The following is a 21,358-nucleotide window of genomic DNA, read 5'->3' on the forward strand; positions in this document are numbered from 1 at the left end:
CCTTTTGTTGCTGGTAAGTGTGGCTGGTGAGTGTGGTTGGTGAGTGTGGTTGGTGAGTGTGGCTGGTGTGTTGCCAATGTACGTCAGCCAAGGCCTTTCGGTTTACTTTGCCTTTCACGGCCTGGCCATTCACGACCTGGCCATTCACTGCTGGGTAGCTGGGCGTTTTACTTAACATCATGGTTGGAGGTTCGTGAATGGATAGGGAGCGTCGAGAGTGCCTTGCCATGCTGGCCGGGGTGGCCAGCATGGCATTCTGGCTGCCGGGCTGCTCCTTGCAGGATGACTTGGCGATAGGTATTCACCCTTGGCCGGGCTACGAGCCGCTCTACCTGGCCCGTGAGTTTGGCTGGTTACCCAAGGGCGTGGTTCTTCAGAGAGGCGCCACTGCCGGGGAGTCCCTGGCCGGGCTGAGGCGTGGCGAACTCGATGGGGCCGCGCTGACTTTGGACGAAGTGCTCACGGCTCGCGCCGAGGGGCTGCCGCTCACTGTGGTGCTGGTGTTCGACGACTCGGTGGGCGCCGACAGGGTGCTGGCCCGGCCAGAGATCACCTCGCTGGCGGGGCTGGCCGGTGCGCGCATCGCCGTGGAGCGCAGCGCCGTGGGCAGCCTGGTGCTCAACAAGCTGCTGGAAGCGGCCGAGTTAAGTGCCGATCAGCTTGAGGTCCTCGACCTGCCACCGGACCGGCATCTGGACGCCTGGCGCCGGGGCGAGATCGATGCCGCGGTAACCTACGAGCCGACCGCCACCCAGCTGATGCGCGAGGGCGCGCACTCGCTCTACGACAGCCGCCACTTTCCCGACTTGATTCTCGACGTACTGGCGGTGCGGCGTGATCGCCTGCGCGGGCGCAGCGGCCAGCTCGAGGCGCTGCTGGCGGCTCACTTTCTTGGCCTAAAGCACCTAGCGGTCAACCGCGAAGATGCCATGCGCCGCATTGGCGCCTTGCGCGGGCTGAGCTTCGATGAGGTGCGCGCCTCCTATGCCGGCCTGGAGCTTCCCAACGCGGTGGGCAACCGCGGCTATTTGGCCCCCGATGGGCGGCTTCTGTCGGCGGCAGCAGGGCTAAACGAGGTGATGGTCGCCAGCGGCTTGCTGGCTGAGCCCGACCCCCTGAAGGGCCTCGTGGAAGATCGTTACCTGCCACGGACGCCGCGGTCATGAAGCGGCTTCTGTGTCTCTGCTTATGTCGTGGGCTTGGCACCCTCATGGTATCGCTTGCCGCGCTGGTGCCTCAGGCTCAGGCTCAGTTAGAAACCCAGTTGAAGGCCGAGCAAGACCTGGTGCTAGCGGTTTTCGCCTACCGCGAGCCGGCGTTGATGATTGAGCGCTACCAGCCACTGGCGGACTACCTGGACGCTCAGTTGCCCGAGGCTCGCATCACACTGCAGCTGATGGGCCTGGACGAGATCGATAACGCCATCGCTAACCGCCAGATTGACCTGCTGATGACCAACCCTAGCCACTACCTGATGGTGCGCAGTCAAAACGCTCTTACCGGCGCTCTGGCCACGCTGATTCGTCTGGAGCATGGCCAGGAGGTCAGCGCCCTGGGGGGTGTGGTGATCACCCGGGCGGATCGTGATGATATCTCCAGCCTTCGTGACCTCAAGAAGCGTAGGGTGGCGATACCCGGCAAGCGTTTTCTGGGGGGCTACCAGACCCAGGCTTATGAGTTGAAACAGCTCGGGCTCTCGCCGACGCAAGATCTCGCGCTGCTGGAGGTGGGTAATCACGATGAGGTGGTCAACGCCGTGCTGGAAGGGCGAGCGGATGCCGGCTTCGTGCGTACCGGTCTGTTGGAGAGACGCTCCCGGGAGGACAAGCTCGACATCACCCAGCTCAAGGTGCTCAACCCTCAGCAACTGGCGGGCTTTCCCTTCGTGGTGTCGACCCGGCTTTACCCCGAGTGGCCGCTGATCGCCCTGCCACAGGTCGAGCGGGCCACCGTCCAGCGCATCGCCACGGCCCTGTTCGCCCTGACGCCAGACCACCCCGTGGCCCAGGCGGGGGAGATTGCGGGCTTCGCCCCGCCCATGGATTACCTGCCCGTGGATAACCTGGCGCGCAGTTTGCGTTTGCCGCCTTTTGATCAGTCGACGTCGATCACCTGGGGGGACATCTGGGAGCAGCACCGCCTCGATCTGCTGGCGCTGCTGGTCGTCTTGCTGGTGGTGGGCATGCTGCTGGTGTTGCTGATGCGCCGCAACCGTAAACTCCAGCGGCAGCGCGAGCAGATGCGGTTGGCGGCTAGCGTCTTCAGCCATGCCCATGAGGGCATCATGATCACCTCGCCAGAGGCTCTAATTATCGAGGTGAATCCGGCTTTCAGCGAGATCACCGGCTACTCGCGCGAGGAGGCCATTGGGCAGCCTACGAGCTTGCTCCGCTCGGGCCGCCATGACGCAACGTTCTACGCCAAGCTGTGGAACGTGTTGCTCGACAGCGGTTACTGGGAGGGCGAGATCTGGGATCGCCACCGGAGTGGGCGCCTTTATCCCCAGCGGCTCACCATCAGTGCGGTGCGCGACGAAAGCGGCAAAGTGAGCCATTTCGTGGCCCTGATCGCCGATATTACCGCGCTCAAGGCGCATCAGCAGGAGCTGGAGCATCTCGCCCACTATGATGCCTTGACGGGGCTGCCCACCCGCCCCCTGCTGGCCGACCGCATCCGCCAGGCCATGGCCGCGGCAAGACGGCATCAGCAGTATATGGCGCTGGTGTTCATCGACCTGGATGGGTTCAAGGCGGTTAACGACACTCACGGCCACGATATGGGGGACCGCCTGTTGATCGAGCTGGGGCGCCGTATGCAGGCGGAGTTGCGTGAGACCGACACCCTGGCCCGCCTGGGGGGCGACGAGTTCGTGGCTGTGCTGGTCGAGCTGGCCTCCGAGGAGGCCAGCTTGCCGGTGCTGGAGCGCCTGCTGCACAGGGTGGCAGCTCCGGTCGAGATCGATGGCCAGCGGCTCGAGGTCTCGGCCAGCATGGGCGTGGCTTTTTACCCGGCCGGCGAGGAGCTGGATGCCGACCAGCTGATGCGCCAGGCCGACCAGGCCATGTATCGCGCCAAGCGCGGGGGCAAGAACCGCTACGAGAGGTTCGAGCCGGCACGAGATGGCATTCCCGCCCCGTTGCACCGCCAGGCGTCGTAATCATGCCCGTGGTCGACGTGATCATCGAGCTCTCACCCGATGCCTGCCTGGCCCACTACGAGGGGCGGGCGGGCCAGGTCCATACCCGCAGCCTGGATGGCCGGCGGGTGATCTTCCCTGCCGAGGCTTTGCGCCGAGTGGTGACCCGGCACGGGGTGCACGGCGTTTTCCGGCTGCGCTTCTCGGCGGAGGGGCGCTTCCAGGCGATCGAGCGACTGCGGGACGGGCCATGAGGCAAGACTTGGCCTTTTCGCGTTTCCTTCACCTAGCTTTCGCCTAACCGTGCGCGTGTCGACCTTGCATCAACTGCTTGGCAGAAGTTGTCAGCGCCGCTCAAGTTCCTGTTCCCAGGGCCGATGATTGGGACAGACCGATTTCCGTTGGGTGGATCGTCCAGGGGTGCAAGAGGCAGCAATGACAGACGCGCAGGAACAGTACAACCGGGTCACCGCACCCGTCGAGATGGAAGCCTTGCTGGAGAGCCTCAGCCAGCCGGGCGGGGCCTCGCTAAAATTCGACGCCGACGACAGCAACCCGCTGCCGGTGCTGGTCACCGAGCAGGTGCCCGGCAAGTTCCTGTTACTGGATATCAGCGCCATCCGCGAGGCGGCGAGTGAGCTCAAGCGTGGTGCCGCGTTCCGCCTGCTGGGGCAGTCGCGCCTGCAGATTCTGCGCACGCCGCCGCTCGTCGTGGAAGAGTGCCAAGAAGCGGGCGGCCGAATGGTCTGCCGCTGCCCCTACCCGACCAGCCTTGAAGTGCTGCAGCGACGCGAAACCTTCCGTGCCAGGCTGAGGCTGGGTATGGAGGTGGGCGCCATCCTGCGTGGCAGCGGTGACGAGCCCCCAGTGCAGGGGGATCTCAAGGACCTGTCTCTGGAGGGGTGCCAACTGGAGCTCCCCCTGGCCGCGGCCAGCCGGCTCGCTTCGCCGCTGCCCCTGGAGATCGAGCTCTGCTTTCCCAATGGCACCCGTTTCGTGGTGGCGGCCAACCCTCGTCACCGCGTGGCGGATGCCGAACGCCAGTTGGTGCGCGTCGGCTTCCAGTTCGCGGGCGTCAACGGTGACCAGGAGCGACAGCTGTGGCACTTCGTGCGAGAGATCGAACGCGAGGCGGCGCGGCAGGCCAACGTCACCGATGTATCCCTGCTGCCCTCGCTGCTGTTCCAGAATGATGCCGCCGCCCAGGCGCCGGTGAGCCGGCGCAATGTGCAGCATTACGCTACACCCATGGCCCGGCGGTTGGCGAGAATCGCCGGCTATCTTGATGCCCAGTTGATGGAGCTCAAGGATGGTCGCTCCCTCGACTCGGTGCAGCTCTCCCGTTATGCCGACCGATTACTAGCGCTGCATGACGAGGATCGCGAGGCGCTGTTGTTTGCCACGCGCTGCCTGAACCGCGAACCATTGCTGGTGAGGCATGGGCTGGGGGTGGCCGTGCACCTGGTCGACCTGGCCACGGTGGGTAATATGCCGCGCGGCGTGCGCAAGGCGCTGTTAGCCTGCGCCATGGTGCATGACCTGGGCAAGGCGCTGCTGCCGGAAGGGCTGCTGGATGCGACTGCCCTCAATGAAACCCAGCGGGCCGAGTTGCAGACACACGTGGCGCTGCTCGAGCCGCGATTGGCGCCGTGCCAGTGGCTGGCCGCCAGCGTGGTCGATGCGGTGGTGGTGCGCATCAACGAGCGCCTCGACGGCAGCGGTTATCCGGCAAGACTTACGGGCGGGCGGCTTGGTGAGCTGACCCGGCTTGCCAGTATCGTGGATGTGGTGGAGGCCATGAGACGCGATCGCCCTGATCGTCCGGCTTGGAAGATCAGCGCTATCTATCGTTACCTGCTCGGCCATCCCGAACGTTTCGATCAACCCTGGGTGAAACGCTACATCAAGTATTTCGGCCTGCTGCCCATCGGCTCGCTGGTGCGATTCCCCGGCGGGGAGTTGGGGTGGGTCCAGCGGCTGGATGGTCAGGGACGCCCAGCACAGGTGCAGCTGACCGAGGCGATCGAGCCGCCGGGCGAGGGCCTGGGTGAGATGCTGCGGGGCGAGCGGCTGGCGAAACTCGGTGGCCCGGTCGAGGAGGTCCCGGTCTCAGTATGAGTCAGCCCCCTCTTTATACGCCTGCGTGGGCCTCTCAACTTCTGCGTGGGCCTCTCAAGTCGTTTCAGTTGTTGCCGATAATTGAAAATAACCCTCAATTACTGGGCTTTTCGCCGAAATATCTCGCGCCTTGCCTGTCATAATTGTCACTATCATCAGGTTTCCTGAAGGAGCCATTCATGAGCAGTTATTCCGGGACTTCGGCTTACAAGCGCGGGGCTGGTGCCTATGCCAGGGTCGGGGTTGAGAGCGGGGTCATTTCCGCCAGTCCCCATCAGTTGATCGTGATGCTCTTCGATGGGGCTCTTGCTTCGATGCGTGCTGCCCGCATCCACATGCAGTCGGGCAACGTCGCCGAGAAGGGTATGGCGATATCCAAGGCGCTTGATATCGTCAACAACGGCCTGATAGCCGCACTCGACGAGGAGAAGGGCGGGGAGGTGGCATCTCGGCTTGCCTCCCTCTATGACTACGTCTCCCGCCTGCTTCTGGCCGCGAACCTGCATAATGACGAAAAAAGTCTGGACCAGGCCGAGTCGCTGCTCGAGGATGTGGCCTCTGCCTGGCGGGAAATCGGCGGACAGCTCGGCAGCCAGCCGGGCAGGGAGTGACCATGCCGTCTATGTTACCTCCGGGAGATGAAGGCATCCGCCAGAATGCTTTGCTGAGCGCTTACGAGTCGCTGCTCGCTAACTCAACGCAGATGCTCGCCTCGGTGCGCTCCGCCGACTGGGACAGCCTGGTGGAACAGGAACTCCAGTATGTGGTTCAGGTGGATCGGCTAAAGCGGCTGGACGCTGAACAGCCCCTTGAAGGCCAGTGTGCCGACCGCAAGGCCGCTCTGCTCGAAAGCATCCTTGAGCAGAACCTCGAGATTCGTCAGCGTCTGATCGAGCGTCGCGAGGAGCTCCGTCAGCTGATCGGCAGCTCGCGCAGGCAGCTCGCCCTTTCGCGGGCCTATGGCCCCCAACAGGGGGAGGCGGTTACTATCCAGGCTGAGCAGCGCTTCGCCAAGAGGCTGCCGTGAGCGGGATCAATCCGCTCATCGATACCCTGCTGCACCAGGTGCTGGGGAAGCGAGTGGATTTTCCTACGGCCCGTGAGCTCAATGAGCCAGTTCGGCCGATCTCTCCCTCCGATGCGCCCCGCGCCCTGCACAGCGATTCGCGACTGGATGCCAGGGCACGCTCCTCACTGGTCGTGGACACCTACCGCCCCGGTCGGGAAGGGGCAGTGCCCCCCGTGGCGCGCACTGGTGGAGACCTATCGGCACCAGCGTCTACCCAGACCCACTTCACCTCTGCGGCACGCTCCATTGCCGATGTGCTGCTGCGCTTCCCGGCGCCGCCATCGGCGCTGAGGCCCGCGGCCCCCCTGGTGGCAACCTCGGAGCCGGCTACCCCTGCGCTAACGGCCGAGCGGCTCCAGCTCAGTGTGCGCGACAGCGGGCTCTTCTATGAATCCCATTTGAACCGTTGGTATCGTGGTGAGATGCCTCGGGAACAGCTGCTGCGCGAGCCACAGAACCTCTTGCGCCCTCAGAGCGTTGTGCCGGCGGCACCCGCGCCGGGTGTTGGTCAGGCGGGGCTGCCAAACCAGGTGATAGTCAGTGACGCCTCAAGCCTGCGCTTCCTGGCCTTCGAGCCGGCGTCGCCGTCGCTCATCCGTGAGCTTGTGTCGCCACTGACACCAGCTAGTGGGGCACAACCCTCGGAGCGTGATCTCTCCATGCCTGGTCGCGAAGGGGCGGCGCCGGTCTCTCTGCCTGCCGTTAGGGAGCCTGTGCAGGAGAGCCTGCAGGGGGTCGTGCGCCAGCAGCTGGAGATGCTGGTGACACCGGTGCTGCGCTGGGAGGGCGATGTCTGGACGGGGCTCTTCATGGCGCTGGTAATGCAGGTGCCCGTGTCCGAGCGGGATTCGCCTTCCGATCAGGAGCAGCGCCAGGAGGGCGAGGAGCAGGAGGCGTGGCGCAGCGACATGACGCTGCAGGTAGCGGGGTTCGGCGAGGTGCAGGTATCGCTGTGGCTCAAGGGGGCGCGACTCGATCTTGGCCTCTCGGCCCCTGAGCCAGACGTTCGCGAGACGCTGGCGCGAGGGCTCGACCGGCTCGAAGGCAGGCTGTCGGCGTTGGGGCTGGAGGAGGTGAGGGTGCGCCTGCTCGCGGAGGCATTGCATGGTTGAGCGCGAGGGAGGGCCACGACGCCGGGCCGTGGCCCTGGCCTACCGGGAGGGCGATGATGCGCCGCGGGTGGTCGCCAAGGGCTACGGCGAGCTCGCCGAGCGGATCATGGCCGAAGCGCAGCGCCAGGGTATTCATGTTCACGATGCCCCGGAGCTGGTCGGGCTGCTGATGGGGCTGGATCTTGACGAGCGAATCCCCCCTTCGCTCTACCAGGTGATCGCCGAGCTGCTGGTGTGGGTCAGGGAGCTGGTCGATGAGCCAATAAATTGAGTTAACTTTTATATATAATTGTTATCATAAAGTAAAAAACTAAAGTAAGCTTGTTGCCAAACTGACACAGTATGAAATGTCTCATCCCAGTGGGATGATTTTCATCATCTTTTTTTGTGCATGGATCAAGGTCAACGTTCCGTCATTGTTTCGCAATTTGCTGACGTATTGCATCCCCGCCATATTTCCCCAGAATCGTCACCATACGTAAGGAACAGTGTCCGCACCGACGGGCGCTGAAAAACCGTCAAGCCTGCCGGTCCATGTACACACTCCTGGGCGCAAGAGGTGGGCGACAAGAAAAAAAGCCGCGACAACCCCCTGGCGCGGCAACAACTTGGCGTAGGGAACCATGCAACATACCGACCTGCTGGATGAGATCGAGGAGATCAATCTCGCCTACCTGCTGCTGGCGCAGCGCATGCTGCTTGCCGATCGCGTCGCGGCCATGTTCCGTCTCAAGATCGACAAGGAGATGGCAGATCTGCTGCTGTCGCTGAGCTCTCGACAGCTCGCGCGTTTGGCGCGCACCAATCAGCTGCTCTGTCATTTCGGCCATGGCAGCGCGGATCAGCTCCGCCAGATCGTGGGCAATCCCCGCGACCAGGGCCAGGACCGCTTCCATGCCTCCCTGCTGATGGCCTCGCGTACGCGCCTGTCGCTGGCGACCGGCGAGGGGGCCTGAGTCATGTCCCAGAAGAGTCTTGTCGATGAAATGCAGCAGGTGCAGCTGGCCATCGAGCTGATCGAGCTCGGCGCTCGCCTGCAGGTGCTGGAGACCGAGACCGGGATCAGCCGTGCCAAGCTGATTCGCCTCTACAAGGAGGTGCGCGGCATGTCGCCCCCCAAGGGGATGCTGCCGTTTTCCGCCGACTGGTTCATTACCTGGCTGCCCAATATTCACTCCTCGCTGTTCTACAACATCTACCTGCGGCTGCGGGAAGATCAGGGCTGCGAGCGGATAGAGGCCTTCGTCACGGCCTTTCGGCTCTATCAGGAGCAGGTGAAGCTGGATGGCGCCGAGACGGTGCTTGGCCTGACCCGTGCCTGGACCCTGGTGCGTTTCTTCGAGAGCGATCTGCTGCAGCTCTCCGAGTGCACCCGCTGTGCCGGTCACTTCGTGGCCCATGCCCACAGCCCTGCTCATGACTATGTGTGCGGCATCTGCCAGCCCCCCTCTCGGGCGGGCAAGACCCGCAAGCGCCAGAAGGCCGGTGCCGAACCCCCTGCCGCGGTTCGCCGAGTCTCCTGACACACCGGCGCCTGAACGGCGCTACCCCCCACGTCTGACCGCGCGCTTTCATCGAGTCGCGCGGTTTTTTGTTGGCATGTCTCAAGTCCCCGGCCGGGAGGCCGATAAGACTATTACGACGTTTCGGTTGCTCCACCGCGGGTGGCAAGACCGGGCCGGTACGGACGACGGGCTGAGTGAAGGAACTGGGCAGTGCTGATACCTCTTGGATATATCGTTGTCATTCTCTGCGTGTTCGGCGGCTTCGTGCTGGCCGGCGGCAGCCTCGGGCCGATATTCCAGCCTACTGAGCTGCTGATGATCGGTGGCGCGGGCGTCGGTGCCTTCATCGCCGCCAACAACGGCAAGGCGATCAAGGCAACCTTTCGCATCTTTCCCCGCCTGCGGCGCTCCGCCAAGTACGACAAGGCGCTCTACATGGAGCTGATGGCCCTGCAGTACAAGCTACTGTCCAAGATTCGCCGCGAGGGCATGCTGGGCATCGAGCGGGATATCGACAATCCCCAGGAGAGCGCCCTGTTCAACGAGCATCCTCGGGTGCTTTCCGACCCGATGATCATGAACTTCCTCACCGACTACCTGCGCCTGATGGTGAGCGGCAGCATGGAGCCCATGGAGCTCGATGAGCTGATGCTCCACGAGATCGAGGCCTTCGAGGCCGAGGTGCATATTCCGGCCGACGCCATCGCCAAGGTAGGTGATGCCATGCCGGCCTTCGGCATTGTCGCGGCGGTGCTGGGGGTGGTGAAGGCGCTGAGCACCGCCGATGCCGGGCCCGACGAGATGGGCCAGATGATCGCCCATGCCCTGGTCGGCACCTTCCTGGGTATCCTGATGGGTTACGGCTTCATCAACCCCCTGGCCAGTCGCATCGAGCGCCAGGCCAAGGAGGCCGAAAAGGTGTTGCAGTGCATGCGGGTCACCCTGTTGGCCAGCCTGCACGGATACGCGCCGCAACTGGCGGTGGAGTTCGGCCGCAAGGCCCTGCACAGCGCCGACCGACCCGGGTTCAGCGAGCTGGAGGAGCACGTGCGCAACGCCAAGTCGGGCCCGGGTAGCGCATGAGCGCGGCAGGCGGGCGGCGCCCGATCATCATTCGCCGCAAGAAGGTCGTCCATCAGCGCCACGGGGGTAGCTGGAAGATTGCCCTGGCCGACTTCATGACCGCCCTGATGGCGCTCTTCCTGGTAATGTGGATACTCTCGACGGCAAGCCCCGAGCAGCGTGAGGGGGTGGGGGAGTACTTTCGCACCCCGCTGGTGGCGGCCATCACGGGTGGGGACGGCAGCGCCCAGACCCGCAGCGTGATACCCGGCGGCGGCCCGGATCCGGTGCACTCAGAGGGCGAGCAAGCGCGGATCGACATGCGGGCCCAGACCCGCCCCAGCGATGTGCAGCGCTCCTTCTTTAGCGACCTGCAGCGGCGCATCGAGTCGGCGCTCCAGCAAGATCCCGAGCTGCGCCATCTGCGCAGCCAGCTGCGCTTCGACATGACCCGTGAGGGGCTGCGCATCCAACTGCTGGATACCGATCAGCGCCCGATGTTCGACGTGGGCAGTGATCGGGTCGCGCCCTACATGCGCAGCCTGCTGCGCACCATGGCGCCGCTGCTCAACGATCTGGACAACGACCTGAGCATCGGCGGCCACACCGACAGCACCCCCTTCGCCGGGGGCTATCGCGGCTACAGCAACTGGGAGCTCTCCAGCGATCGCGCCAACGCCTCCCGCCGTGAGCTGGTGGCCGGCGGCTTCGACTCCGGCAAGCTGCTGCGCGTCTCTGGCTTCGCTGATCGTGTGCCGCTACCGGACCTCGATCCGCAGGATCCTGCCAACCGGCGTATCGAGCTGCTGCTGCTGTTTCCGGACGTGAGCGAGCAGATTCGCGTCCCTTCCCTCATCAATGGCTCCCCCATGCCTTCACTGGTGCCTCGCCCAGTGGGCAGGGCTGACCTGGCGCCTGTGGAGGCCTTCCAGCAGAGTCTGCGGCAGGCGCTGGGCAGCGAGGCTGGCACTCCCGGTATGCCATAACAAGCTGAAGGACACGAGATGGATATCACCGATTTCTTTGACACCTTCTTCGAGGAAGCCTCCGAGCTGCTGGCGGATATGGAGCGCCTCCTCCTGGAGCTCGACGTTGAGGCGCCGGATCCTGAACATCTCAATGCCATCTTCCGGGCAGCCCACTCGATCAAGGGCGGTGCGGGGACATTCGGCTTCGATGTGCTGCAGAAGACGACCCACCTGTTCGAGAATCTGCTGGATCACACCCGCAAGGGTGAGTTGACCCTGCGCCGGGATATCGTCGATACCTTCCTGGAAACCAAGGATATGCTCAACGATCAGTTGGATGCTTACCGCAACGGCGACGAACCCGACCAGGAAGCCTTCGAGCGTATCTGCGCTATCCTGGAACAGCTGGCGCTTGAAGAAATCGGCTTGGGTCAACATGCCGGCGACGATACCCAACACGATACCGCGACGACGCGCGAGTCGAACTGGGAGTCTGCGCCCGGTCTAAGTGGTTGCCTGGTGGTAGCCTTGCTGGGGGTGAGCGAAGAGAACCGTGTGCTACTGGTAGAAGAGCTCGGCCAGTTGGGAGAGGTAAAGGACCAGGCTGGCGACTCGGCGCGTTACGAGGTGGTATTGGAGACCACCGCAAGCGCCGAGGATATCGAGGCAGTGATGTGTTTCATCATCGATCCAGAGCAGGTGGCGGTGCAACTGCTGGCCACTCCTGACGAGCCCGGCGCCCCGTCCGGCGCTCCTGCCGCTAAGCAGCCGGCAACGACCGTCGCAACTGCCACCCCCCCGGCCCCCGAGACACCCAAGACTCCCTCTCGAACCAAGTCCGCCTCGAAGGGCAGCGCCGAGTCCACCTCGATCCGCGTCTCGGTAGACAAGGTCGACCAGATCATCAATCTGGTGGGCGAGCTGATCATTACTCAGTCGATGCTGGACCAGACCGTGAGTGAGCTTGAAGGCGTGGGCACTGGGTCGCTGCTCAACGGTATGAGCCTGCTGCAGCGCAACGCCCGGGATCTTCAGGAAGCGGTGATGTCGATACGCATGATTCCCATGGATTTCGTGTTCAGCCGTTTCCCGCGGGTGGTACGCGAGACCTCCGCCAAGCTCGGCAAGGAGATCGAGCTCGTTACCGAGGGGGAGTCCACCGAACTCGACAAGAGCCTGACAGAGCGAATCATCGACCCGCTCACCCATCTGGTGCGCAACAGCCTCGATCATGGTATCGAGCCGCCTGAGGAGCGCGATGCGGCGGGCAAACCGCGTACTGGCCGACTGATCCTTTCAGCCCGTCATCAGGGCGGTAATATCATCATCGAGGTGATCGATGATGGTGCCGGGCTTGACCGCGATAAGTTGCTCGCCAAGGCGAGGGAAAATGGCCTGCCTGTCTCTGACAACATGGCTGACGATGAGGTGTGGCAACTGATCTTCGCTCCCGGCTTCTCTACCGCCAAGGAGGTAACGGACGTTTCTGGTCGCGGTGTGGGTATGGATGTGGTCAGGCGGAATATTCAGGGCATGGGAGGCCACGTGCAGATCATGTCGCGACGTGGCGAGGGAACCACGATCCGCATTGTGCTGCCGCTGACCCTGGCGATTCTCGATGGCATGCTGATCAAGGTGGGTCAGGAGGTCTTTATCCTGCCGCTTTCCACGGTGCTGGAGTCGCTGCAGCCTGCCCGCGAGGATTGCTATGCCATGGCCGGCGACGACGTGGTGCTCAAGGTGCGTGATGAGTATCTGCCAGTGGTGGCGGTTCATGAAGCACTGGATGTACAGGGCGCGCGCACTGAGCTCACCGAGACCATAGCGGTGATTGTGCAGGGCGAAGGCCGCCGCTATGCGCTGCTGGTGGACGACCTGGTCGGCCAGCAGCAGGTGGTAGTGAAGAACCTCGAGACCAACTATCGCAAGGTTCCCGGCATCTCTGCGGCGACCATTCTTGGCGATGGCAGTGTGGCGCTTATTCTGGATATCGCCGGCCTGCATCGCCTGGACAGATCCAAGCGGGAGGCCCGCCGCCCGAGCCGCCTGCCCACCAATGATGAACAGCTCTTCAGTGTGCAAGGAGATAGCCAATGACAACCCTGAATGCTAATGCCGCCATGGCGGAAGCTGAAGCCCATAACCGCGAGTTCCTGGTGTTTTCTCTGGGCGAGGAGGAGTACGCCGTCGATATCCTTAAGGTTCAGGAGATCCGAGGTTACGAGAATGTGACCCGTATCGCCAATGCTCCTGACTTCATCAAGGGGGTCACCAACCTGCGCGGTGTGATCGTGCCTATCGTCGATCTACGTATCAAGTTTCACCTCGATAGTGTGGAGTACGGCGGCCAGACAGTGGTGATCGTCGTCAATGTCGCCGACCGCATTGTCGGCATCGTGGTGGATGGTGTTTCCGATGTGATGACCCTCACCCCGGAGCAGATCAAACCAGCCCCGGAGTTTGGGGTAACCCTTTCCTCCGACTTTCTGAGCGGCCTGGGTAGCCTGGATGACCGGATGCTGGTGCTGGTGGACATTGACAAACTGCTGACTAGTCAGGAGATGGCGCTGGTAGAGAAAGTTGCCGATTGACCTCACGCCGAAGGTGGGCCGCCGGTCTCAAGTCGCCCCGGTGGCCTGCCGATAATATGGTTGTCGGCAACTTCCTTCGTTGTTCCATGAGTGCCGAAGGAGCCGGCCCTTACTGGCTCCAGTATGGCTGGCATCAAACGGCATCGTCGATAATATGCCATTGCGTCATGGGAGTAGCTTCCGATATATGCCGTGCGCTCGCGGAAAATCTCGGTCGGTCAGGCCTATCCACGGTATACACAAGGTGGAAGTGTGAAGCGATTTTTACAGCGACTCTTCGCCAATATGACAGTGAGAATGAGCTGGGTTCTGATTCTGGCGACCTTTTTCTTACTGATTCTTGTCCTGATCGGCCTTGGGCTGCATATCCTGAACGAAGCCGGCGCGGCCATGGCCGAACTTGCACCTTATGCCGGCGAGGCCGGGGTCAGGCATCAGCAGGCATTCGTCGAGCTTTCCGGAATGCTGCGATTGGGTATTTTCGGCGTACTGGTGGCGGCGGTGTTGACCACCCTGGTGGTGATTTGGGGGGTTACCGTCAATGTACTGCAGCCGTTGTCGCAGCTAGTCGACCATTTCGACAGCATGGCCAAGGGTGACCTGTCGGAAACCATTGAGTATCTGGGCAATAATGAAATCGGTCGGCTCTATGCGGGGTTGGATACCATGCAGAAGAACCTTTCTTACATGGTGGGCATGGTGCGTGAGAGCAGCGATGCTATCTACCTGGGTTGTCATAATCTAGCCAGTGGCAATAACGACCTCTCGGCGCGCACCGAGCAACAGGCAGCGGCCCAGCAGGAAACCGCTTCCAGCATGGAGCAGCTTTCTGCCACGGTAAGGCAGAACGCCGACAACGCTCGTCATGCCAACCAACTGGCAGAGCAGGCCTCTCGCATGGCCTGCGATGGAGGCCAGGTGGTCGGCGAGGCGGTCAACACCATGCACGAGATCAGCCAGAGCTCCCGGCAGATCACCGAGATCATCAAGGTGATCGATTCGATTGCTTTCCAGACTAATATCCTGGCGCTCAATGCTTCGGTGGAGGCGGCTCGGGCTGGCGAGCAGGGCCGCGGCTTTGCCGTGGTGGCCGGCGAGGTACGCAACCTGGCCGGGCGTTCGGCGGATGCCTCCCGAGAGATCCGCGGGCTGATCGAGGCCTCGGTGGCCCGAGCAGAGATAGGCAACCAGCGTGTCGAGCGTGCGGGTGAGACCATCAAGGAAATCGTCGCTGCCGTGCAGAAGGTGACCAACATCATGGACGAGATCGCTGCCGCCTCTGCCGAGCAGAGTCATGGCATCGACCAGGTGAACTTGGCAGTGGCCCAGATGGATCAGGTGACGCAGCAGAATTCAGGCCTGGTACAGCAGGCCGCATCGACGTCGAATCAGGTGGAGGCTGAGGTTGAGCGACTGACCACTGCAGTGGCCGGGTTTAGGGTGTCGCCCCGCGCGACAAGGGGCAGGCTTCAGGCCCCGCAACTGAATGTGGCGACATGAGCCGTGCTATCCCCGGGCACTAGCCGCCGATCCACAAGACAACCAGATGATAGAGCGGCGCTTGAAGTCGCCAAAGGGAGCAATCGATGCGCAATAATCAGCCAGTCACCGGGCAAGAGTTCGAGCTTTCAGATGAAGACTTTCTGATCTCACGGACCGATCTCAAGGGTAGGATCACTTATGCCAACCCGGCTTTTATCATAGTGAGTGGATTCTCCCGCGAGGAGCTGCTCGGCTCGCCACACAACATGGTGCGCCACCCGGACATGCCACCGGAGGCCTTTGCCAACTTTTGGGAGACCCTGGCGGAGGGTGAGACCTGGCGTGGCCTGGTCAAGAACCGCCGCAAGAGCGGCGACCACTACTGGGTTGATGCCAGTGTCACGCCGATTGTCGAGGATGGCATTGTCGTGGGTTATGCCTCATTGCGCGTCAAGGCGACCCGCCAGGCGATTGATCATGCCGAGGCGGCCTATGCGCGGATACGAGAAGGGAAAGGCGGGCATCTCAAGCTGGTCAGGGGGCGTATTACCCGCCGTGGAGTTTTTGGGGCCCTGGCACGCATTGACCTGAGCAGTGTGCGAGCACGTATTGCTTCGATGGTCAGCCTGGCCGTTTTGTTGCTGGTGGTCAGTGGTGGGATCGGGCTTTATGGCCTCAAGGTTTCTGGGGAACAGCTGGCCGAACTGAACCGCGATGGGCTCGAGGATGTCGTGCGCCTTCAGCAGATCGGCCAACTGGTCAGCGAGGCGCCCCAAAGCCTGACCACGATGGACGCCATCGCGCTGCTCGACTTCCGTCACGAACTGGCGGCGGGTCTGGAGCAGACCATTGAGCGGGCAGAAGCTATCTGGTCGGATTTTATTGACCGGGAAGTGAACCAGGCGCCCGAGACTCGCGCCTTCGGTGAAGCACTGCACAGTTACCTTCAGGAAGGGCTGCTGCCAGTGGCGGGTTCGCTGACGGGTGAGGCGTTCGATGCCATGGTGGCCCTCAACAATGACGTGTCCGCGCTGTTCGAGACCGCGGCGCAGCTGAACCTGTCCATCAACGCGCTGATCCAGCGCGAACGTCTTGCGGCCCATGCCATGGCCACCACTGCAGAAGCGGGCCAGCAGCAGTTGTTGATGATCCAGCTCGGCGTGCTGATCCTTGGCTTGCTGCTGCTGGTGCTGCTTGGCACCTTGCTGGTGCGCGCGGTGATCAGGCCGATCAATCAGGCCATAGAATTCACCATACAGATTGCTGGCGGTAACCTGTCGGCAAGAGCACACGAGCGGCGCAGTGACGAGATGGGGCGCCTGCTTGAGGCGCTGGATGTGATGCGCAAGAGCCTGGGCAGCATTGTGGGTGATGTCTATAACGGCGTTAAGGTGGTGACTCCCGCGGCCCGAGACATCGCGGTGGGCAACGACGACCTTTCCTCGCGTACCGAGCAGCAGGCCGCCGCGCTGCAGGAGACGGCATCAAGCATGGAGGAGATGACCACCACCGTAGAGCAGAACACCGAGAACGCGCGTCAGGCAAGCGGCCTTGCTACCGAGAATGCCACCCGGGTGCGTGAGACCGGCGAGCTGATGCACCAGGTGGTTTCCACCATGGGGCGGATTACGGCGAGTTCCAAGAAGATGGCAGAGATCATTGACGTCATCGATTCCATCGCCTTCCAGACCAACATTCTGGCACTCAATGCCTCGGTCGAGGCGGCGAGGGCCGGCGAACAGGGCCGTGGCTTTGCCGTCGTGGCCGGAGAGGTGCGCAACCTGGCAGGTCGCAGTGCCGATGCTGCCAAGGAGATCCGCGCGCTGATCGATGGCTCATCGAGGGAGATTGGTGATGGCGCTGCGGTGGTCAAGCAGGCTGAATCTGCCATTGAGGCGGTGGTCACAGCCACGACTCGGGTCAACGACATCATGGCTGAGATCTCCTCGGCCTCGGAGGAGCAGAGTGGCGGTATCACCCAGATAAACCAGGCCATCACCGAAATGGACCAGGTCACCCAGCAGAATGCCGAACGGGTCCAGGCCACGGCGCGGGCGGCCATGGAGCTGGAACGCCAGGCTGTTCAGCTGGCGATCGCCGTGACGGCTTTCCGCTCCCGCGGTGCAGGCATGGAGCAGATACCGAGACTGGCGAAAGAGCAAGGGCCGTTCAACGCCCGCGGGGGGGAACGCCGAAAGCCCGACGCTTCCAAGGGTGTGCCCGCCGCCAATGCCGAAGCTAAGGGAGTGGTGGCACGCCAACCGGCCAAAGAAGTCGGTGAATGGGAGGAGTTTTGAGCGAGCCTAGCGAAAAGCCGGCGTTCTCCACCGGTGGGTGGTCATCGATCGGGGCCATGGAAAGAGACCTGGAGATGACCAATGCCGACTTCACTCGTATTCGCGAGCTGATCTACCGGCGCGCCGGCATTGTGCTGGCGGAGCACAAGCGCGAGATGGTCTATAGCCGCCTCGCCAAGCGAATGCGTCACCACGGCATGACCCGTTTCAGTGATTACCTGGCGCGTCTGGAGCGCCAGCCCGATGCGAAGGAGTGGGAGGCCTTCACGAATGCCCTGACTACCAACCTGACCGCCTTCTTCCGTGAGGCTCACCACTTTCCTATGCTGTCGGAGCACGTACGCAGACGCGCTGGGCCGATTCGGATCTGGAGTGCTGCGGCCTCCACCGGCGAGGAACCCTACTCGATCGCCATGACGCTCGCCGAGACGCTGGGCTCGTCGGGTGCCGATGCCCGGGTGGTCGGCACTGATATCGATACCGAGGCGCTTGAGCGGGCACGAGCCGGTATCTACCCGCTGGAGCAGGTGCGCAAGCTGGAGGAGGCTCGTACCCGGCGCTTCTTCCAGCGCGGTACTGGCAGCCAGGCAGGCCTGGCGCGGGTGCGAACGGAATTACGGTCGATGGTGGAGTTCCAGCCTCTCAACCTGCTTGCCCCCCATTGGTCGCTCAAGGGCCCCTTCGATGCGATCTTCTGTCGCAACGTGATGATCTACTTCGACAAGGAGACCCAGGCGCGCATACTGGAGCGCTTCGCCCCTTTACTCAAGCCAGACGGCCTGCTATTCGCTGGCCATTCGGAAAACTTCACCTATATCACCAATTCCTTCCGGTTGCGGGGGCAGACAGTCTATACCCTGGCGTGAGCCAGGTGCGCCTGTCTCCTTTGCACCGGCGCGATTGCGGCTAGCACCTTTGCGGCTAAAGTGTTCCCACCGCAGGCCGATAAACGAATGAGTGCCTTGATGTTGCAGTGTTTCAGGCGTGCGGCGTCATACCGAAAGAGAGGAGGCTTGCCTTTGAGTGCGGCCACGATAAAAGTTCTATGCGTAGATGACTCGGCGCTGATCCGCGACCTGCTAAGTGAGATCATCAATAGCCAGCACGACATGGAGGTGGTAGCGGTGGCCCCCGATCCCCTGGTGGCCCGCGACCTGATCAAGCGGCATAACCCTGAGGTTCTGACGCTGGACGTTGAAATGCCGCGCATGGACGGCCTCGATTTCCTGGAGCGTCTCATGCGCCTGCGGCCCATGCCGGTGCTGATGGTGTCATCCTTGACCCAGGCAGGTTCTGAGGTAACGTTGCGCGCATTGGAGCTTGGGGCGGTTGATTTCGTAGCCAAGCCTTCCATGGGAATACGTGGTGGAATGCTGGAATATGCCGAGGAAATCGCCGACAAGATACGGGCGGCTGCACGCTCGCATCCTCGTGTGAAAAGACGCCGCGATGCTCCACCACCTGCGCAACTCAAGGCCCCGTTTGTATCAAGTGAGAAGCTGATCATCATTGGAGCCTCCACGGGTGGCACAGAAGCCATCCGCACCGTGCTGGAGCCACTGCCCGCTAACAGCCCGGGGATTCTCATTACTCAGCACATGCCTGGGGGCTTTACCCGTTCCTTCGCCGAGCGCCTGGATCGGCTGTGTCAAATCAGCGTGAAGGAAGCGGAGCATGGAGAGCGTGTACTTCCTGGCCATGCCTATATTGCCCCGGGAGACTTCCATCTCATTCTGGCCCGCAGTGGGGCCAACTATGTCGTTCACCTTGATGATGGTTCGCCGGTGAACCGCCACCGCCCTTCTGTGGACGTGCTGTTCCATTCTGCGGCCAAACAGGCAGGAAAGAACGCCGTCGGCGTGCTGTTGACCGGCATGGGCAAGGATGGTGCTGCAGGGCTTCTGGAGATGCGCCAGGCCGGCGCGCAAACCATCGCCCAGGATGAAGCCAGCTGTGTGGTGTTTGGTATGCCGCGCGAGGCGATTGCCATGGGGGGGGCTATGGAGGTGGTGTCGCTGGATGCCATTGCGCCACGAATGCTGGAGCTGGTGGCCGCGTCTGGACGTGCGCAGCGTGTTTGACATGAGCAGCGTGCTTGATGGTGATCTGCCTGGCCGAGCTTCGAAGAATGGTTGCAAGAAAATACTTGACCCTGATCTTTGGTCTGAATAGGAAGCACTAGAATGTCGATCTCGCTACGTAATATAAGTATTCATGCCCTTATGGTCTCTGTCTTGACCAGCTTTGTGATCATCCTGGTGTTGATTGCTGCTCTTGCAGTGTACAGCGATCGCTATGCGGAGCAGTCGCTACACGATCTCCAAGACCTGGCCGGCGATCAGATGAGCCAGCTCAACCGCGCCGATGCCCTCTTGAAGGATGGGCGCGTCAACCTTGAGTTGGGTAGTTACTATTTGAGTGATGGACAGGATGCCCGCGTTCCCGAGTTCCTTGAAAATGCCGAGGACCGGCTGCGCCGGGCAGAGCGGCGCTTTGGGGTTTTCTATGAATCGCCCAAAGCGCCTGAGAATATCGAAATTAGCGAGCAGATTCAGCGGGAGTTTGCCGCCACTGTTGAGTTAATGCGCCAGCAGATCGCTGCCGTAAGTCGGGGTGATATCGCCGCTAATAGAGAGCTGCGCTACAGGGTCGAAAAGCAAGACGATGTCTATAATGATCTCTTGACGAACTTTATTCGGGACGGGTTCGATCAGTCGGAAGCTCTGGTTGAGCGTTATGATGCCCACACTGATACCATTTCACTGATCGGCCTGGTCTTACTGATTATTTTTGCGGGCCAGGTAGTGATGATTTACGCGGGGTTACGCAATATCGTGATTCGCCCGCTGAATCTTGCGGTGGATAACCTCGAGTCGATTGCAAAGGCCGATCTGACACGCCAGATTGCGGTCGATGGACGTAACGAGATGTCAAGGCTGTTCAGTGCCATGCGTGACATGCAGGAGAACCTTAATCGCATCGTCGGCGAGGTGAGATCAAGCAGCAACTCGATTCATCACGGAAGCCGTGAAATTGCACTGGGTAACGCGGATCTCTCATCTCGCACCGAACAGCAGGCAGCCTCTTTGGAAGAAACCTCCTCCAGCATGGAGCAGATGACTGCCACAGTTAAGCAAAACGCTGACAATGCGCGTCAGGCTAGCCGCCTGGCTCTCGACGCCTCCGGTACCGCATCGAAGGGTGGTGAAGTGGTGGAGCGGGTGGTGACCACCATGCATGGCATCACCGACAGTTCACGCAAGATTGCCGATATCATCGGTGTGATCGATTCTATCGCCTTCCAGACCAACATTCTGGCACTGAATGCTTCAGTAGAGGCGGCCCGTGCCGGTGAGCAGGGTCGCGGGTTTGCGGTGGTGGCGGGCGAGGTGCGCAATCTGGCCAGTCGTAGTGCCGACGCTGCCAAGGAAATTCGCACCTTGATTGATGGTTCGGTCAACCAGGTGCAGGAGGGTGCCACGCTGGTGGAGCAGGCGGGTGATACCATGCGTGAGATCGTGGCTGCCGTGCGTCGCGTGACTGACATCATGGATGAAATCTCCTCGGCTTCACAGGAGCAGAGTGCCGGCATCGATCAGATTACCCAGGCGGTGGGGCAGATGGATCAGGTGACTCAGCAGAACGCGGCGTTGGTGCAGCAAGCCTCTGCGGCAGCTGCCTCGCTGGAGGAACAAGCGGAAAAAATGGAGCAGGTGATGGCGGTGTTCCGTATCTCTGGCAATGTGGAAGGCCGCGCCTCGTTGACCATCAACTCCACTTCAACACGCTCCGAGCAGGGTTCGCTGCCTGGCAGTAATGCCGCCCTGCGCTTGTCCTCGACGCAGAAGAGTGATCGCAAGGGCGGTGCCTCTGAGGATGATTGGCAGGAGTTCTGATCGCCTGTGTCGTCATCTTGTGTTGTGGCTGTGAGAGGTTATGGTAGCGAGCAGCGTGACGCACTCTCTAGTGGACTAGTGGACTAGTGGACTAGTGGGTGCGTCACGTTCTTTGTAATTGC

General features: G+C 61.9%; 19 protein-coding genes. All 19 read left to right on the forward strand.

Annotated elements, in window-relative coordinates; all coding sequences use genetic code 11:
* The first annotated feature begins 197 nt into the window (after window positions 1-197).
* The 19 genes from IBX53_RS07900 to IBX53_RS07990 all read left to right on the forward strand — a co-directional run bounded on the left by IBX53_RS07900 (window position 198) and on the right by IBX53_RS07990 (window position 21,236).
* Window positions 198-1,166: an ABC transporter substrate-binding protein gene (locus IBX53_RS07900; RefSeq protein ID WP_290907606.1), complete on the forward strand. Its 969-nt coding sequence runs from the start codon at window positions 198-200 to the stop codon at window positions 1,164-1,166.
* Between the two features lie 44 nt (window positions 1,167-1,210).
* Entirely contained in the window at window positions 1,211-3,157 is a 1,947-nt protein-coding gene (locus IBX53_RS07905) for a diguanylate cyclase (RefSeq protein WP_290907610.1), read from the forward strand.
* 2 nt (window positions 3,158-3,159) lie between these two features.
* Window positions 3,160-3,390, forward strand: coding sequence for a DUF2835 domain-containing protein (locus IBX53_RS07910; RefSeq protein WP_290907612.1), 231 nt, complete (start codon window positions 3,160-3,162; stop codon window positions 3,388-3,390).
* Window positions 3,391-3,571: 181 nt separating this feature from the next.
* Window positions 3,572-5,254, forward strand: a complete 1,683-nt coding sequence (locus tag IBX53_RS07915; RefSeq protein ID WP_290907615.1) for an HD domain-containing phosphohydrolase — start codon at window positions 3,572-3,574, stop codon at window positions 5,252-5,254.
* Between the two features lie 179 nt (window positions 5,255-5,433).
* Window positions 5,434-5,865 (forward strand): flagellar export chaperone FliS, encoded by a 432-nt coding sequence (gene fliS, locus IBX53_RS07920; protein WP_290907618.1) that lies wholly within the window; start codon window positions 5,434-5,436, stop codon window positions 5,863-5,865.
* A gap of 2 nt (window positions 5,866-5,867) precedes the next feature.
* The gene (gene fliT / locus IBX53_RS07925; protein WP_290907621.1) at window positions 5,868-6,281 is read left to right on the forward strand and encodes a flagellar protein FliT; all 414 of its coding nucleotides are present in this window, start codon (window positions 5,868-5,870) and stop codon (window positions 6,279-6,281) included.
* Complete coding sequence (locus IBX53_RS07930; RefSeq protein WP_290907624.1) at window positions 6,278-7,435, forward strand: flagellar hook-length control protein FliK; 1,158 nt, start codon at window positions 6,278-6,280, stop codon at window positions 7,433-7,435. Before fliT ends, IBX53_RS07930 begins: the two co-directional genes overlap by 4 nt.
* Window positions 7,428-7,706 carry an EscU/YscU/HrcU family type III secretion system export apparatus switch protein gene (locus IBX53_RS07935; protein WP_290907626.1) on the forward strand — a complete coding sequence of 93 codons (279 nt, stop codon included), beginning with the start codon at window positions 7,428-7,430 and terminating at the stop codon, window positions 7,704-7,706. Before IBX53_RS07930 ends, IBX53_RS07935 begins: the two co-directional genes overlap by 8 nt.
* A gap of 352 nt (window positions 7,707-8,058) precedes the next feature.
* Window positions 8,059-8,391 (forward strand): flagellar transcriptional regulator FlhD, encoded by a 333-nt coding sequence (flhD, locus tag IBX53_RS07940; protein ID WP_290907629.1) that lies wholly within the window; start codon window positions 8,059-8,061, stop codon window positions 8,389-8,391.
* A 3-nt stretch (window positions 8,392-8,394) separates the two neighbouring features.
* On the forward strand, window positions 8,395-8,958 hold the full coding sequence (gene flhC / locus IBX53_RS07945; protein WP_290907631.1) for a flagellar transcriptional regulator FlhC: 564 nt from the start codon (window positions 8,395-8,397) through the stop codon (window positions 8,956-8,958).
* 192 nt (window positions 8,959-9,150) lie between these two features.
* Window positions 9,151-10,023, forward strand: coding sequence for a flagellar motor stator protein MotA (motA, locus tag IBX53_RS07950; protein ID WP_290907634.1), 873 nt, complete (start codon window positions 9,151-9,153; stop codon window positions 10,021-10,023).
* Window positions 10,020-10,988: a flagellar motor protein MotB gene (motB, locus tag IBX53_RS07955; protein WP_290907637.1), complete on the forward strand. Its 969-nt coding sequence runs from the start codon at window positions 10,020-10,022 to the stop codon at window positions 10,986-10,988. The genes motA and motB overlap by 4 nt, the downstream gene beginning before the upstream one ends.
* 18 nt (window positions 10,989-11,006) lie before the next feature.
* On the forward strand, window positions 11,007-13,067 hold the full coding sequence (gene cheA, locus IBX53_RS07960; RefSeq protein ID WP_290907640.1) for a chemotaxis protein CheA: 2,061 nt from the start codon (window positions 11,007-11,009) through the stop codon (window positions 13,065-13,067).
* Window positions 13,064-13,561, forward strand: a complete 498-nt coding sequence (locus tag IBX53_RS07965) for a chemotaxis protein CheW (protein ID WP_290907642.1) — start codon at window positions 13,064-13,066, stop codon at window positions 13,559-13,561. Before cheA ends, IBX53_RS07965 begins: the two co-directional genes overlap by 4 nt.
* Before the next feature lie 297 nt (window positions 13,562-13,858).
* Window positions 13,859-15,061, forward strand: a complete 1,203-nt coding sequence (locus tag IBX53_RS07970; protein ID WP_290907645.1) for a methyl-accepting chemotaxis protein — start codon at window positions 13,859-13,861, stop codon at window positions 15,059-15,061.
* A gap of 86 nt (window positions 15,062-15,147) precedes the next feature.
* Window positions 15,148-17,340: a PAS domain-containing methyl-accepting chemotaxis protein gene (locus IBX53_RS07975; protein WP_290907648.1), complete on the forward strand. Its 2,193-nt coding sequence runs from the start codon at window positions 15,148-15,150 to the stop codon at window positions 17,338-17,340.
* Between the two features lie 56 nt (window positions 17,341-17,396).
* On the forward strand, window positions 17,397-18,206 hold the full coding sequence (locus tag IBX53_RS07980; protein ID WP_290907651.1) for a CheR family methyltransferase: 810 nt from the start codon (window positions 17,397-17,399) through the stop codon (window positions 18,204-18,206).
* A 153-nt stretch (window positions 18,207-18,359) separates the two neighbouring features.
* Window positions 18,360-19,421 (forward strand): chemotaxis response regulator protein-glutamate methylesterase, encoded by a 1,062-nt coding sequence (locus tag IBX53_RS07985; RefSeq protein ID WP_290907654.1) that lies wholly within the window; start codon window positions 18,360-18,362, stop codon window positions 19,419-19,421.
* Between the two features lie 102 nt (window positions 19,422-19,523).
* Window positions 19,524-21,236: a methyl-accepting chemotaxis protein gene (locus tag IBX53_RS07990; protein ID WP_290907658.1), complete on the forward strand. Its 1,713-nt coding sequence runs from the start codon at window positions 19,524-19,526 to the stop codon at window positions 21,234-21,236.
* Window positions 21,237-21,358: the final 122 nt, after the last annotated feature.

Source organism: Halomonas sp., from assembly GCF_014859505.1.
Classification (GTDB): Bacteria; Pseudomonadota; Gammaproteobacteria; order Pseudomonadales; family Halomonadaceae; genus Halomonas.

Bases quoted from the DNA above. Each gene is read 5' to 3' on its own strand.
- IBX53_RS07900 (WP_290907606.1), top strand. From the start codon at position 198: ATGGATAGGGAGCGTCGAGAGTGCCTTGCCATGCTGGCCGGGGTGGCC.
- IBX53_RS07905 (WP_290907610.1), top strand. From the start codon at position 1,211: ATGGTATCGCTTGCCGCGCTGGTGCCTCAGGCTCAGGCTCAGTTAGAA.
- IBX53_RS07910 (WP_290907612.1), top strand. From the start codon at position 3,160: ATGCCCGTGGTCGACGTGATCATCGAGCTCTCACCCGATGCCTGCCTG.
- IBX53_RS07915 (WP_290907615.1), top strand. From the start codon at position 3,572: ATGACAGACGCGCAGGAACAGTACAACCGGGTCACCGCACCCGTCGAG.
- fliS (WP_290907618.1), top strand. From the start codon at position 5,434: ATGAGCAGTTATTCCGGGACTTCGGCTTACAAGCGCGGGGCTGGTGCC.
- fliT (WP_290907621.1), top strand. From the start codon at position 5,868: ATGCCGTCTATGTTACCTCCGGGAGATGAAGGCATCCGCCAGAATGCT.
- IBX53_RS07935 (WP_290907626.1), top strand. From the start codon at position 7,428: ATGGTTGAGCGCGAGGGAGGGCCACGACGCCGGGCCGTGGCCCTGGCC.
- flhD (WP_290907629.1), top strand. From the start codon at position 8,059: ATGCAACATACCGACCTGCTGGATGAGATCGAGGAGATCAATCTCGCC.
- flhC (WP_290907631.1), top strand. From the start codon at position 8,395: ATGTCCCAGAAGAGTCTTGTCGATGAAATGCAGCAGGTGCAGCTGGCC.
- motB (WP_290907637.1), top strand. From the start codon at position 10,020: ATGAGCGCGGCAGGCGGGCGGCGCCCGATCATCATTCGCCGCAAGAAG.
- cheA (WP_290907640.1), top strand. From the start codon at position 11,007: ATGGATATCACCGATTTCTTTGACACCTTCTTCGAGGAAGCCTCCGAG.
- IBX53_RS07965 (WP_290907642.1), top strand. From the start codon at position 13,064: ATGACAACCCTGAATGCTAATGCCGCCATGGCGGAAGCTGAAGCCCAT.
- IBX53_RS07970 (WP_290907645.1), top strand. From the start codon at position 13,859: ATGAGCTGGGTTCTGATTCTGGCGACCTTTTTCTTACTGATTCTTGTC.
- IBX53_RS07975 (WP_290907648.1), top strand. From the start codon at position 15,148: ATGCGCAATAATCAGCCAGTCACCGGGCAAGAGTTCGAGCTTTCAGAT.
- IBX53_RS07980 (WP_290907651.1), top strand. From the start codon at position 17,397: ATGGAAAGAGACCTGGAGATGACCAATGCCGACTTCACTCGTATTCGC.
- IBX53_RS07990 (WP_290907658.1), top strand. From the start codon at position 19,524: ATGTCGATCTCGCTACGTAATATAAGTATTCATGCCCTTATGGTCTCT.